Source organism: Streptomyces parvus (assembly GCF_014648875.1).
GTDB lineage: Bacteria > Actinomycetota > Actinomycetes > Streptomycetales > Streptomycetaceae > Streptomyces > Streptomyces parvus.
In genome coordinates this window covers 20,884-33,629 of the sequence record NZ_BMRY01000016.1, presented here as the reverse complement: position 1 = coordinate 33,629, position 12,746 = coordinate 20,884, and the positions used below count along the sequence as shown (strand labels likewise).

At 70.0% G+C, this 12,746-nt stretch carries 11 protein-coding genes; 6 read left to right on the top strand and 5 right to left on the bottom strand.

Translation table 11 applies throughout. From position 1 onward, the window contains the following. Positions 1–47: 47 nt before the first annotated feature. The 4 genes from IE140_RS33125 to IE140_RS33110 all read left to right on the top strand — a co-directional run bounded on the left by IE140_RS33125 (position 48) and on the right by IE140_RS33110 (position 1,899). Positions 48–227 (top strand): hypothetical protein, encoded by a 180-nt coding sequence (locus IE140_RS33125; RefSeq protein WP_032766489.1) that lies wholly within the window; start codon positions 48–50, stop codon positions 225–227. Positions 228–393: 166 nt separating this feature from the next. Continuing rightward, positions 394–840: a BlaI/MecI/CopY family transcriptional regulator gene (locus tag IE140_RS33120; protein ID WP_032766588.1), complete on the top strand. Its 447-nt coding sequence runs from the start codon at positions 394–396 to the stop codon at positions 838–840. A gap of 9 nt (positions 841–849) precedes the next feature. Then, the gene (locus tag IE140_RS33115) at positions 850–1,419 is read left to right on the top strand and encodes an amino-acid N-acetyltransferase (RefSeq protein ID WP_006125505.1); all 570 of its coding nucleotides are present in this window, start codon (positions 850–852) and stop codon (positions 1,417–1,419) included. Positions 1,420–1,563: 144 nt separating this feature from the next. Beyond that, positions 1,564–1,899, top strand: a complete 336-nt coding sequence (locus IE140_RS33110; RefSeq protein ID WP_006125504.1) for a histone-like nucleoid-structuring protein Lsr2 — start codon at positions 1,564–1,566, stop codon at positions 1,897–1,899. Here IE140_RS33110 and IE140_RS33105 read toward each other — a convergent pair. Beyond that, positions 1,878–2,492: an SCO3374 family protein gene (locus tag IE140_RS33105; RefSeq protein WP_150197184.1), complete on the bottom strand. Its 615-nt coding sequence runs from the start codon at positions 2,490–2,492 to the stop codon at positions 1,878–1,880. The genes IE140_RS33110 and IE140_RS33105 overlap by 22 nt on opposite strands. Positions 2,493–2,942: 450 nt before the next feature. Between IE140_RS33105 and IE140_RS33100 the strand changes: the two genes are divergently transcribed. Then, complete coding sequence (locus IE140_RS33100) at positions 2,943–5,471, top strand: ATP-dependent Clp protease ATP-binding subunit (protein ID WP_006125502.1); 2,529 nt, start codon at positions 2,943–2,945, stop codon at positions 5,469–5,471. 95 nt (positions 5,472–5,566) lie between these two features. On the opposite strand, the gene IE140_RS33095 is transcribed toward IE140_RS33100, so the two are convergent. Further along, a complete protein-coding gene (locus IE140_RS33095; protein ID WP_189460966.1) occupies positions 5,567–8,806 on the bottom strand; it encodes a serine protease in 3,240 nt (1,079 codons plus the stop codon). Continuing rightward, entirely contained in the window at positions 8,803–9,159 is a 357-nt protein-coding gene (locus IE140_RS33090; RefSeq protein ID WP_150194395.1) for a trypco2 family protein, read from the bottom strand. Before IE140_RS33090 ends, IE140_RS33095 begins: the two co-directional genes overlap by 4 nt. A 458-nt stretch (positions 9,160–9,617) precedes the next feature. On the opposite strand from IE140_RS33090, the gene IE140_RS33085 reads away from it, so the two are divergent. Then, complete coding sequence (locus IE140_RS33085) at positions 9,618–10,331, top strand: M23 family metallopeptidase (RefSeq protein WP_032781157.1); 714 nt, start codon at positions 9,618–9,620, stop codon at positions 10,329–10,331. Positions 10,332–10,561: 230 nt separating this feature from the next. Here IE140_RS33085 and cseC read toward each other — a convergent pair whose 3' ends face one another. Together cseC and cseB are read right to left on the bottom strand one after the other, a co-directional pair. After that, positions 10,562–11,899, bottom strand: coding sequence for a two-component system sensor histidine kinase CseC (gene cseC, locus IE140_RS33080; protein ID WP_150194394.1), 1,338 nt, complete (start codon positions 11,897–11,899; stop codon positions 10,562–10,564). Positions 11,900–12,026: 127 nt separating this feature from the next. Next, positions 12,027–12,740: a two-component system response regulator CseB gene (gene cseB, locus IE140_RS33075; RefSeq protein ID WP_032766497.1), complete on the bottom strand. Its 714-nt coding sequence runs from the start codon at positions 12,738–12,740 to the stop codon at positions 12,027–12,029. Positions 12,741–12,746 lie beyond the last annotated feature (6 nt).

Genomic DNA, 12,746 nt, shown 5'->3' with positions numbered 1-12,746 from the left:
GGGAGGTCGCCGCGTCGGGCCGTTTCCGGCTCGCTACTCTGGACGGCATGGACTACGTATCCGCGCTCGTGCCCCCCGTGGTGATGGCCGTCTTCTTCGTCACCGTGATCGTGACCATCGTGAAGAGCCAGGGTGGTCCTAACAAGACCAAGGAGGACGACGCGGTCGACGCGGCGATCGCCCGCGCGGAATCCGCAAAGCAGACCGCTCGTCCGGAGAATGCCTGACCGCGGGAGCGGAACCACTCGCCCCGCGTCTTCCCGGCGCGCGCCCCTGAGCGCACGACTCGCGAGAGCCGTGCGCTTTTTGCTGCCCAAAGAGCAGAACATTCAGGACATCTAGCACTAAAGTGATCGCGTGCCCCGTCGATTGGGAGACCTCGAAGACGCCGTGATGACGCGCGTCTGGCAATGGAACCGGCCGGTCACGGTGCGGGAAGTCCTTGAGGACCTGCAGCAGGAACGGTCCATCGCCTACACGACCGTGATGACGGTAATGGACAATCTCCATCAGAAGGGCTGGGTCCGCAGGGAAGTCGACGGCCGCGCCTATCGATATACGGCCGTCTCCACCCGGGCCGCCTACTCGGCCGCACTGATGAACGAAGCCTGGTCACAGAGCGACAACCCCGCCGCAGCGCTTGTCGCGTTCTTCGGCATGATGTCCGCCGAGCAGCGCGAAGCGCTGCAGGACGCTGTTCGTATGGTTTCCCCCAATCTCACGGAAACCACCCCCGGCCCGACTGCCGAAACCGCCCCGGCCAACCCCGCGGAACCTGCCGCCGGTGCCGCCGGAGATGGCTCCCCGACCGATGACGCGACGCCGGACAGCGGGCGATAGCGTCGGGGCATGTCCTCAGAGCAGCCGCAAAGCGATCCGGAAACCGAACTCCATACCGACCCGTCGGTAAATAAGCCCGCCATCACCGTCCGGCGGGCCAGGACGAGTGATGTCGGGTCGGTACGACGACTCCTCGACGGGTACGTGTCCGGGGGCATCCTGCTCGACAAAGCGACCGTCACCCTTTACGAGGACATCCAGGAGTTCTGGGTCGCGGAACGCGACGAGGACGCGACCGTCATCGGCTGCGGCGCACTTCATGTCATGTGGGAAGACCTGGCAGAGGTGCGGACCCTTGCCGTCGATCCCCGCATGAAGGGCGCCGGAGTCGGGCACCAGGTGCTGGAGAAGCTCTTGCAGACCGCGCGATGGCTCGGTGTCCGCAGGGTTTTCTGTCTCACCTTCGAAGTGGACTTCTTCGCCAAGCACGGCTTCGTCGAGATCGGAGAGACGCCCGTCGACACCGATGTCTACAGTGAGCTGCTGCGTTCCTACGACGAGGGTGTCGCGGAGTTCCTCGGTCTCGAACGAGTGAAGCCGAACACCTTGGGCAACAGCCGGATGCTTCTGCACCTGTGATCGGCAGAAGGGCCTGCATCCCTATGTCCGAATCGCGCACGTTTCCCGTCTTCGCGGCCCCCTGAACCTCTCCCGAGGGTTTGTGTTTTCCGGGGAAAAGCGGTTTCCTTTCCGCGTACTCCATTTTCGATGAAAGGAAATCCCGTGGCACAGAAGGTTCAGGTCCTTCTTGTCGATGACCTCGACGGTGTCGAGGCTGACGAGACCGTCACGTTCGCCCTCGACGGCAAGACGTACGAGATCGACCTCACCACGGCCAACGCGGACAAGCTTCGCGGCCTTCTCGAGCCCTACACCAAGGGTGGACGTCGCACCGGTGGCCGGGCCGCCACGGGCCGCGGCAAGGGCCGCGCCGCCGCCGGCGGTAACAAGGACACCGCGGAAATCCGCCGGTGGGCCCGGGAGAACGGCCACAATGTGAATGACCGCGGCCGCGTTCCCGCCGAGATCCGTGAGGCTTACGAGAAGGCCAACGGCTGATCCGCCGAACCCCTTGTCAGCACCCCTGTCGGCACGCCGGAACGGGCGTGTGACAACCGGACCCGATGGCATTCCGTGGCCGCCGCGTCCACCAGGCGTACGAGATCGGGGGCATCCCCACCACTGCTCCCGAAGCCTGCGAGGGCCGGCAGCGCCGGCCCGGGCGCACGCCTCGGCTCTGGGGGCCGCAGCCACACGGCGGCCCCCGTCGAGTCCCCCGGGGAGCCCGGGAGAGGCGGGGCCGTGACCCGGCCTCCCGCGCCCACGGCGGTCAGGTCCGGCGTGAGCGGACCCCACTCCAGCCAGTCGAGCAGCCCCGGCAGCTCATCGGCGCCGCCCGCGGCGACCAGCAGCCCCATGCGCGTACCGGACAGCAGCACCGGACCGGTGCGCACACCGCGCCGCAGCACGGCGTGACCTGCCTCGGCGGGCAGCTCCAGCACATCGAAGGACTCCCCGGTGAGCAGGTGCAGCGGATCCCGCCCCGCGGTGGTCCAGCCCAGCTCTCGCGCGTACCGCCGGGCGAGAGCGGCATCGGCGGAACCAGGAGCGGCATCGGGCGACGACCGTGGCTGCGGGACGGTGCGGGTCATGTCCGATGAACCGCCGAACCACCCCCGGAGTTACGGAAAGTCCGCGTGCGATCACTCCGTGTCCCCGCCGAGGGGGCGCTCGGGAGCGTTGGGCGGCGCAAGGATGTTCGCCCGTAGCGGAGGGAACCGGGGCGCGCCGCATGGACTGTCAGTGATTGCGGGTAAGACTTTCCTAGTGGGAAGGGGCGACACGCTGGCCGAGGCGTCTCACGTTCGCCATCGGCGTACTGGCGAAAGGGGTATCTGCCTGGCCTGCGGGAACATCGTCTCGCACCATCGGGTTGGAGCAGTTGTCAGCTGTTCGGCAGTAAGAATCCCCGCCCGGCGCGGGGTGATCCGGACGGATGTCGGCAGTTGGAATGAGCTGTCCCGTCCTGCGGGACTAGCATGCGGAAGGACTGGGAGGGGACCGACCCCTCACTGACCGACCGCTCTGAGGAGCGATTAACGATGTTCGAGAGGTTCACCGACCGCGCGCGGCGGGTTGTCGTCCTGGCTCAGGAAGAAGCCCGGATGCTCAACCACAACTACATCGGCACCGAGCACATCCTCCTGGGCCTGATCCACGAGGGTGAGGGTGTCGCCGCTAAGGCCCTGGAGAGCCTCGGGATTTCGCTCGAGGCGGTCCGCCAGCAGGTGGAGGAGATCATCGGGCAGGGGCAGCAGGCTCCTTCCGGGCACATCCCCTTCACCCCGCGAGCCAAGAAGGTCCTGGAGCTGTCGCTCCGCGAGGCCCTTCAGCTGGGCCACAACTACATCGGCACCGAGCACATCCTGCTCGGCCTGATCCGCGAGGGCGAGGGCGTCGCCGCCCAGGTCCTCGTGAAGCTGGGCGCCGACCTGAACCGGGTCCGGCAGCAGGTCATCCAGCTGCTTTCCGGGTACTCGGGCGGCAAGGAGACGGCGGCCGCGGGCGGCCCCGCCGAGGGCACGCCCTCCACGTCCCTGGTGCTCGACCAGTTCGGCCGGAATCTCACCCAGGCCGCTCGTGAGTCCAAGCTCGACCCGGTCATCGGGCGCGAGAAGGAGATCGAGCGGGTCATGCAGGTGCTGTCCCGCCGTACCAAGAACAACCCCGTCCTGATCGGCGAGCCCGGTGTCGGCAAGACGGCGGTCGTCGAGGGCCTGGCCCAGGCGATCGTCAAGGGCGAGGTGCCCGAGACCCTCAAGGACAAGCACCTCTACACCCTGGACCTCGGCGCCCTGGTCGCCGGTTCGCGATACCGGGGTGACTTCGAGGAGCGCCTGAAGAAGGTCCTCAAGGAGATCCGCACCCGCGGCGACATCATCCTGTTCATCGACGAGCTCCACACCCTGGTCGGTGCGGGTGCCGCCGAGGGCGCGATCGACGCGGCGAGCATCCTCAAGCCCATGCTGGCGCGAGGCGAGCTCCAGACCATCGGTGCCACGACGCTCGACGAGTACCGCAAGCACCTGGAGAAGGACGCCGCTCTTGAGCGCCGCTTCCAGCCCATCCAGGTCGCGGAGCCGTCGCTGCCGCACACCATCGAGATCCTCAAGGGTCTGCGCGACCGTTACGAGGCCCACCACCGGGTCTCCATCACGGACGAGGCCCTCGTCCAGGCCGCGACCCTGGCCGACCGGTACATCTCGGACCGCTTCCTGCCGGACAAGGCGATCGACCTGATCGACGAGGCCGGCTCCCGGATGCGCATCCGCCGGATGACCGCGCCGCCGGACCTCCGCGAGTTCGACGAGAAGATCGCGGGTGTCCGCCGCGACAAGGAGTCGGCCATCGACTCCCAGGACTTCGAGAAGGCGGCTTCCCTCCGCGACAAGGAGAAGCAGCTGCTGGCGGCGAAGGCCAAGCGGGAGAAGGAGTGGAAGGCCGGCGACATGGACGTCGTCGCCGAGGTCGACGGCGAGCTGATCGCCGAGGTCCTGGCCACCGCCACCGGCATCCCGGTCTTCAAGCTGACGGAGGAGGAGTCCTCCCGTCTGCTGCGCATGGAGGACGAGCTCCACAAGCGCGTCATCGGCCAGAAGGACGCCATCAAGGCCCTCTCGCAGGCGATCCGCCGTACGCGAGCCGGCCTGAAGGACCCGAAGCGCCCCGGTGGCTCGTTCATCTTCGCCGGCCCGTCCGGTGTCGGTAAGACGGAGCTGTCCAAGACGCTCGCCGAATTCCTCTTCGGCGACGAGGACGCGCTGATCTCCCTCGACATGTCGGAGTTCAGCGAGAAGCACACGGTTTCCCGCCTCTTCGGTTCGCCCCCCGGTTACGTGGGCTACGAGGAGGGCGGCCAGCTCACCGAGAAGGTGCGCCGCAAGCCGTTCTCCGTCGTCCTCTTCGACGAGGTCGAGAAGGCCCACCCCGATATCTTCAATTCCCTGCTCCAGATTCTGGAGGACGGTCGCCTGACCGACTCCCAGGGTCGGGTCGTGGACTTCAAGAACACGGTCATCATCATGACGACCAACCTCGGGACCCGGGACATCTCCAAGGGCTTCAACCTGGGCTTCGCCGCCCAGGGCGACGTCAAGACCAACTACGAGCGCATGAAGGTCAAGGTCAACGAAGAGCTCAAGCAGCACTTCCGGCCGGAATTCCTCAACCGTGTCGACGACACGGTGGTCTTCCACCAGCTGACCGAGGAAGACATCATCCAGATCGTCGACCTCATGCTCGCCAAGGTCGACGAGCGTCTCAAGGACCGCGACATGGGCATCGAGCTCAGCGGCGAGGCCAAGACGCTGCTCGCGAAGAAGGGCTACGACCCCGTGATGGGCGCCCGGCCGCTGCGCCGGACGATCCAGCGGCAGATCGAGGACGTCCTCTCCGAGAAGATCCTCTTCGGCGAGCTGCGTCCCGGTCACATCGTGGTCGTGGGCACGGAGGGCGAGGGCGACGACAAGACGTTCACCTTCCGCGGCGAGGAGAAGTCGGCTCTGCCCGACGTCCCCCCGATCGAGCAGGCGGCAGGCGGCGCCGGCCCGAACCTGACGAAGGACGCGTGACGCGCAGGTAGGGCATCAGCCCGAGCGCGCTTGAGGGGCTGCCCCGGAATCGGTATCCGTACCGGTCCGGGGCAGCCCCTTTTCGTGTTCCCGGATCAGTAGGGACCGACGGTGAGCCGGTCGCCCAGTTCCTCCGCCCCGATGAGCCGGGATTCCCCCAGCCCGGTCACCTGCACTCGAAGGTTCGGCCAGGTGTGCAGGGACGTGAGATCCAGTACGCGCCGTTCAGAAGCGTCCACGATGAGGTTGGTGACTCCGGGGAAGAGCTTCCGCAACATGCCCATGTCCTTGCCGTGGTGAGGGGCCTGCACGGTCAGGTGATCGACGGCAGGGGCGTAGTGCTCCGGGTCCGGCTGGTGCGCCCAGGGGAACGCGGTGAGGCCGAGGCGGGTGATCCGGGGATGGGCCCGCAGTGCGGAGAGGGTGTCGTCGAAGGCGACGGTCTCGGAGATCTGAAGGCTGCGGAGCGCTACCCAGGCGTCGAGTCGGTCCAGCACGAACGGATGCCGGTTCGTCACGTTCAGTTGGGTGATGCCGGGATGGGCGGTGATCTCGCTGAAACGGTCGACAGCGAGATGCTTCAGGCCGAGAACCTCCAGACGGCGAACGCCGGTCAGCGGGGCCAGATCCCCGAGCCGCATCGTCTGCATGTCCAGTGCCAGGGAACCAAGCTCGTCCAGTTCGGTGAGCGGCGTCAGGTCCCGGATCGCGGGGCACCGCGTGATGACCAGCACCTCCAGGACCCCCTTGAGTGAGCTCAGGCAGGAGAGCTCGGTGAGCAGGGCGTTCGGCCCGATACCGATGACCTTGATCCGGCGTCCCCGCATGGCCGCACCGATCTCCGCCGCGGGCAGGTCCCCGTACAGCGACAGAGCCCACAGGGCCGGGAGGCGCCGCAGTGCCCTCAGTCGGCCGAGGTCGCTCACCGTGAGAACGGAGTTCTGAAGATCGCAGTGGGCCAGGACCTCGGTGGCGTACTCCTCGGGCGGAAAGCGGTCCCACGCGTGCACGAAGACCTGGCTGAGCTGAGGATGGGCCCGTACCCACTCCTGAGTGCGGGGGACGGCAAGGGCTCCTCCGATCCGTACGATCAGCCGGGCCGTGTTCCCGGCGTCGGACTCCCCGGTCACCTCCTGCGGCTCCGGCAGGAACTCCAGCGCCGCCGGTCCCAGCCGGGCCAGCGAGCGTACGTGGGCCTCGTCGGCCGGCGGGAACAGCGCCGCCGTGCTCCGCCGGACCTGGTCCCGTACCGTCCCGTCCAGCCAGGTCGCGTGCTGGGCGCACAGGGCGGCGAGGACATGGAGATCGGTGCGCCCGCTCGTCCCCGTTCCGTGCTGCCGGCCCGCGTCCAGCAGCCCTGTCACCAGCGCGGCCAGTTCACGCCGGCCGCAGTGCCCCGCCGCCAGCAGGACCACGTCCTGCCAGGACTCCTCGTCGGCGTGGCGCAGCAGCTCGCCCAGGTGCTCGTCCTCGACGAGTTCCTTCGCGGCCAGGTAGTCCTGGAAGGTCCGGTGGATGAACTGGTAGGTGTCGTCCCCGTGCTCCTGGAGCAGGCCGCTGCGGTTGAGCAGATGGGTGAGGATCTTCTCCGGCGGGCCCTGGACGCTGACCCGCTCCATCCCGGCCAGGGCGCGCCGGAGCTGGCGCAGGGCCTGGGGCCGGGTGAACTCCGACTGGCCCTCACGGACCAGCCACACCGCGATCCGCTGGAGGAGCTGCGTGTGCTCCTCGACCTCCAGGCCGACGCCCTCGGGCTGCCCGAGCCGGCGGCGGTCGTCGCGGTGACCGAGGAGCATCTCCAGGGCCGAGCGGTAGAGCTTCCAGCGGGTCTCCGGGAGGAGGCCGTCGCGCAGGCGGTGCAGGGCGCAGATCACCGCGCAGAGCAGCGGTGTACGCGCCAGGTCACGGAGCGTGGGGTTCTGGTCGAACTGGCGGGAGAGGTCGCGTTCCAGCTCGTCCAGCCGCTCGGAGTCATCGTGCTCGGAGAGGCGGGCCGCCCGGTGCCAGGAGGCCACGAACGCCTGGATGTCCTCGTTCCGCATCGGCAGCAGACGTAACTCCGTGAAGCCTTCCGACCGCAGCCAGTCCGGCTCGACCGCGAGCGGCCGTACGGTCACGGCGCACCGGGTCTCCGGATAGCGGGCCAGCAGCCGCGAGAGCCAGGTGTGCGCCTGCTCGCGCTCCTCCGGCGGCACCTCGTCCAGGCCGTCCACCAGCAAGAGCGCCCGCCCGGTCTCCAGGACCCGGCCCGCCCAGCCCTCGGGGGCCGTGTCGATCGGCAGGTCCGCCGCGGTGGACAGCTCCGCCGGGCCCGGGAACGTCATCCCACGGGCCCGCAGGGTGCGCAGCGGCACCACGAACGGGACCAGGCCGTTCAGCGGGGCCAGCGCGTCGCCCAGGGTGCGGGCCGAGGCGTGGGCGGCCAGCCACCACAGCAGCGTCGTCTTGCCCGCGCCCGCGTCGCCCCGGAGCAGCACCCGGGGGCGGTCGGCGAGGAGGTCGTCGATGCGCCGGGGGAGGGGCGGGCCCGGGGCGGCCCGGTCCTGGGCCTGGGCTTCCAGGCTGAGGTAGGCGGTGTCCAGGTCCCATTCCCGGTCGTGGCGGCTCAGCTCGTCCAGGCCGAAGATCTTCGTACGGCGGTAGGCGACGCCGAGCGCCTGCGCGTACTCCGCCTCGTACCGCAGGTCGCGCGGGAAGCTGCCGTGGACGCGTTCCTGGCGCAGGCCGACCCCGGTCCGTTCACAGACGAGCCGGAAGGGTTTCGCGGCGAGGACCGGCGCGAGCGGCACGCACTCGACCCGGCGGCCGTCGCGCTGCCGGGGGACCTGGCGGGCCACGCCCAGCAGCACGTCCCCCATGAAGACCGGGCCGCCGGAGAGCCCGGAGAGGGCGGCCGGCTCGTCGTCCGGGCGGGCGGCGGGCGGGCCGTCGAGGTCGCAGACCAGCAGGTCGCGGACCCGGCCCGCCAGGGGCAGGACGGTCGCCGTGTACTGGTCCGCCTCCAGCCGCCGGTCGGGGCCGTACCGCTGGACGCGGGGGAAACCGGTGATCTCGCAGTCGGGTATCGCCTGGCGCGTGTCGACCACCCCGAGCCGCACGGGCGGGACCGGGCGCACCGGCTCGACGGTCTCCAGCAGGGCCACGTCCAGTTCGTAGTCGATCCAGGCGACGGTGGCCCGTACCCGGTCCGTGAGCGCGGGGTGGGCGACGAGAACGGACCCGGACTTGACCACGTGGGCGCAGGTGAGGACCAGCCGGTCGGCGATCAGGACGCCGCTGCCCTGCTGGATCGCGGAGACGACGACCGTACGGTCGGCCAGGGGCACGACGCTCACGGCCGGAGGGCCCCGTCACCGAACCCCGCCGTCGACCCGTCGTCCTCGGTACCGATCTGCCACGCCTCGCCCGTCGCGGCGTTGCGCGGGGTCAGGGTGAAGGCGACCTTGTGCGTGCGGCCCGTGGCCCGGGCGGCGTCCGCGCCCGCCTCGACCACCCAGGCCTTCACCTTGCCGCCCGCCTTCGTCTCCCGGCGCAGTTCGAGGGTGAACTCCATCTGGATGTCGCCGACCGCGAAGGACACGGGGTGGTCCGTGGCCCGGGACGCCGCGTCGATGAGCTGGTTGCGGATGGACGCCACGGCGTCCGCGAGCTCGATGCCGTCCAGCGCGTGGGTGTTCTCGGCCGTCATTGGGGTCCCCCGGGGGTGCGGTGCCGCTTTCCCGTCAGCGTAGTGAAGTAGCGGGCCGAAGGTCCCGAATCGGAAGGACTTAGGTCCCACCGGCGGTGACAAGGCGCACAGGCCGAAACAGGCCTACTATCCGGGCCCGTAGAAGGGGCCGTGATCGGCCGCGGGACCTTCGGCCCGGCGTCTCCAGGCCCTTCCTAGGTTCTGGGCGATACGGCCGTTTCGCGGTGCCATGTCCGGAAAAAGCCCCATGGAACAGGCGTTAAACGTCTTTCGCGCGAAGGATTTCGTGGCCCGCGCCGACCCCTCGCGGAGGGACAACCTCGGTCAATTCCCCCCACCCTCTCTACGGCTTTTCTTCGTAGATGGGGTGTTTGAGCATCGGCCGGGGGGCGGGTTACCAAGGTTGAGCAAGCCCGGACAGCACGCCGGGTCCACTCACCTTCGGAGGACTTCCTCGTATGAAGCGCGCAACGAACCAGCACACCATCCGCCCGTCCGCCTTCCGCGTCCGTGGCGCCGTCCTGGCCGCCGGCCTGGGGGCGACCGTGGTGCTGGGTGCCGGAACGGCGTTCGCCTCCAGCGGCACCGCCGCCGCTGCCCCCCTTGCCGCGAGCACGACCGCCGACTCGGTCGCCCAGCAGGCGGCCGCGCAGGCCAAGGCCGCGGACGCGGCGAAGAAGACGGCCGCGAAGAAGGCCTCCGACGCCAAGAAGAAGGCCGAGGACAAGAAGAAGGCCGCGAAGAAGAACGCCGCCTCCTGGAAGGCCCCGGTCAAGAAGTACAAGCTGACCGCCAGCTACGGCACCGGCGGCGCCCGCTGGGCCGCCAAGCACTCCGGCCAGGACTTCGCCGTGCCGATCGGCACCGACGTCGTGGCCGCCCACAAGGGCACCGTCGTGAAGGCCGGCCCGAACGGCGCCGGTGACGGCCCCGCGTACGGCAACGCCGTCGTGATCAAGCACTCCAACGGCAAGTACTCGCAGTACGCGCACCTGTCGAAGGTCAACGTGAAGATCGGCCAGCAGGTCAAGACGGGCCAGAAGATCGCCCTGTCCGGCAACACCGGCAACTCCAGCGGCCCGCACCTGCACTTCGAGATCCGCACCACCCCGAACTACGGCTCGGCGCTGAACCCGGCCGCGTTCCTCCGCTCGGTGCACGTCTCCATCTGATCCGGCCGGCGTAACCGCGCGGCCCATCGGCCGGAGACCAGGCGCGCCCAGCGCCGCACGGCACCCGGCGGCCGCGCAGCACAACCGAAGAGCGTTCAGTGGACCCGTTACACCCCGGTACCCGGGGCGTGCGCCCGGGTCACCCGACCGACGGCGACGTCGAGGACAGCCTCACGGCTCACTCCTCGGGGTCGCCGTCGGCGTTCCGCCGTCCGGTCACGCGGTGCCGCTCAGTCCGACGGCTGCCGCTGGTCCGCCATCCGCAGTACCGGGAAGCTCCCCGTCACCGTCGGCGCGTGCTCCGGCAGCCACAGCACCGCGATCGCCCCGCCCGTGCCCTCCGCCGCACCCGAGGGCGCCGCGTTCCGGAAGGTCAGCCGGGCCCCGAGCACCCGTGCCTGGCCCGCCGCGATCGTCAGCCCGAGCCCGTGCCCGTGCCCGGCCCGGTCCACGCTTCCGGTACGGAACCGGCTCGGCCCGTCCCGCAGCAGCTCCTCCGGGAACCCCGGACCGTGGTCGCGGACCCGGACCACCCGGCCCTCGACCGAGACCTCCACCGGGGCCGAGCCGTGCTTGGCGGCGTTCCCGAGCAGATTGCCGAGGATGCGCTCCAGCCGGCGCGGATCGGTGGAGACCCATGACTCATGGATCACCCGCACGGTCACATCGGGGTTCAGCAGCCCGATCCGCCGGCTGACGAACTCCCCGAGCGGCAGTTCCTGGAGCTCCGCCCGCTCCGAGGCACTGTCCAGACGGGCCACCTCCAGGACGTCCTCGACCAGCGTCCGCATCGCCTGGGCCCGGTCCCGTACCAGCTCGGTGGGGCGGCCCGGCGGCAGCAGCTCGGCCGCCGTGAGCAGCCCGGTGACCGGGGTACGCAGCTCATGGGCGATGTCCGCGGTGACCCGGCGCTCCGCCTCGATCCGCTCGTTGAGGGCGTCGGTCAGCGCGTCGACCGCCCGCGCCAGCTCGTCCGTCTCGTCGCGGACGACCCCGCCGACGGCCTCCCTGACCCGTACGTCCGTCTGCCCCTGGGCGACCCGGCCCGCCGCGGCCGCCGCCTTGCGCAGCCGGCGCGAGAGCTGGCCGCCGATGAGCACCCCGAGCGCGCAGCCGCCGAAGACCACCGAGACCGAGCCGATGATCAGGGCCCGGTCCAGATCGTCCATGATCGTGGCGGACCGGTCCGCGAACCGGGTGTGCAGCGACAGGACGTTCCCGCCCGGCAGCGGCACCGCCGCCCAGACCTCGGGGACCCCGTCGGCCCCCTGCTCGACATGGGTGGCCCGGCGGTTCTTGCGCACCTCGTCGCGCAGGCTCTGCGGCATCGTCGGGTCGTTGAGCTTCGCCCCGAACTTCGGGCCGCCCTTCTGCATGTTCGTCGCCTCGTAGAACCGCTGGGCGCCCAGCAGCCGTTCCAGCTGCACCTCGCGGGCGTTCTCGATCATCGAGACGCGGGCCGCGTTGTGCACCACGAGGCTCAGCGCCACCGCGATGAGCGCGCCGACCGCCGCGATGGCGATGCTGATCTTCCAGCGGACACCGGTCCGCAGGGCCAGCCGCTTCATGGGCCCACCACCGGCCGCTCCATCTGTGCCTGCCCCGGCCGCTCCGTTCGTGCCCGTCCCCGCCGCTCCGTCTGTGCTCGTCCCTGCCGCCCGGTCGGTGGCCGCCTGAGCCGCCCCTGTGGCCCGCTCATCCGCGCAGCTTGTAGCCGAAGCCGCGGACCGTGTCGATCCGGTCCTGGCCGATCTTGGTGCGCAGCCGCTGGACATGGACGTCCACGACCCGGGTGTCCCCGCCCCAGCCGTAGTCCCAGACCCGCTCCAGCAGCCGGTCGCGGGACAGGACCGTGCCCGGCGCCGACGAGAACTCCAGCAGCAGCCGCATCTCGGTGGGCGTCAGTGCCACCTGCTCACCGGCGCGCCGCACCTCCATGCCGTCCGTGTCGACCTCCAGATCGCCGAAGACCAGCACCCCGCCGAGCGCCTCGTCCTCCGCCTCCGTACCGCCCGGCCCTCCGCCGTCCGGTCCGGCCGCGTGGCCGAAGCGGCGCAGCACCGCCCGGATACGGGCGACCAGGACCGCCCCGTCGAAGGGCTTGGTGACGTAGTCGTCGGCGCCGGCCTCCAGGCCGAGCACCACGTCGATCGAGTCGGCCCGCGCCGAGAGCATGATCACCGGTACGGTCGACTCGTCCCGGATACGGCGGCACAGGCTCACCCCGTCCAGGCCCGGCACCATCACGTCGAGCAGGGCGATGTCCGGCCGGTCGGCGCGGAACGCCTCCAGACCGGAGAGCCCGTCGGGCATCGCGGTGACCGTGAAACCGACCCGCTCCAGAGCGAGCTGGGTGGCCTCGCGGATGACGTCGTCGTCCTCGACGAAGAGGACGTGGGTCTCGGCCATGGGGCT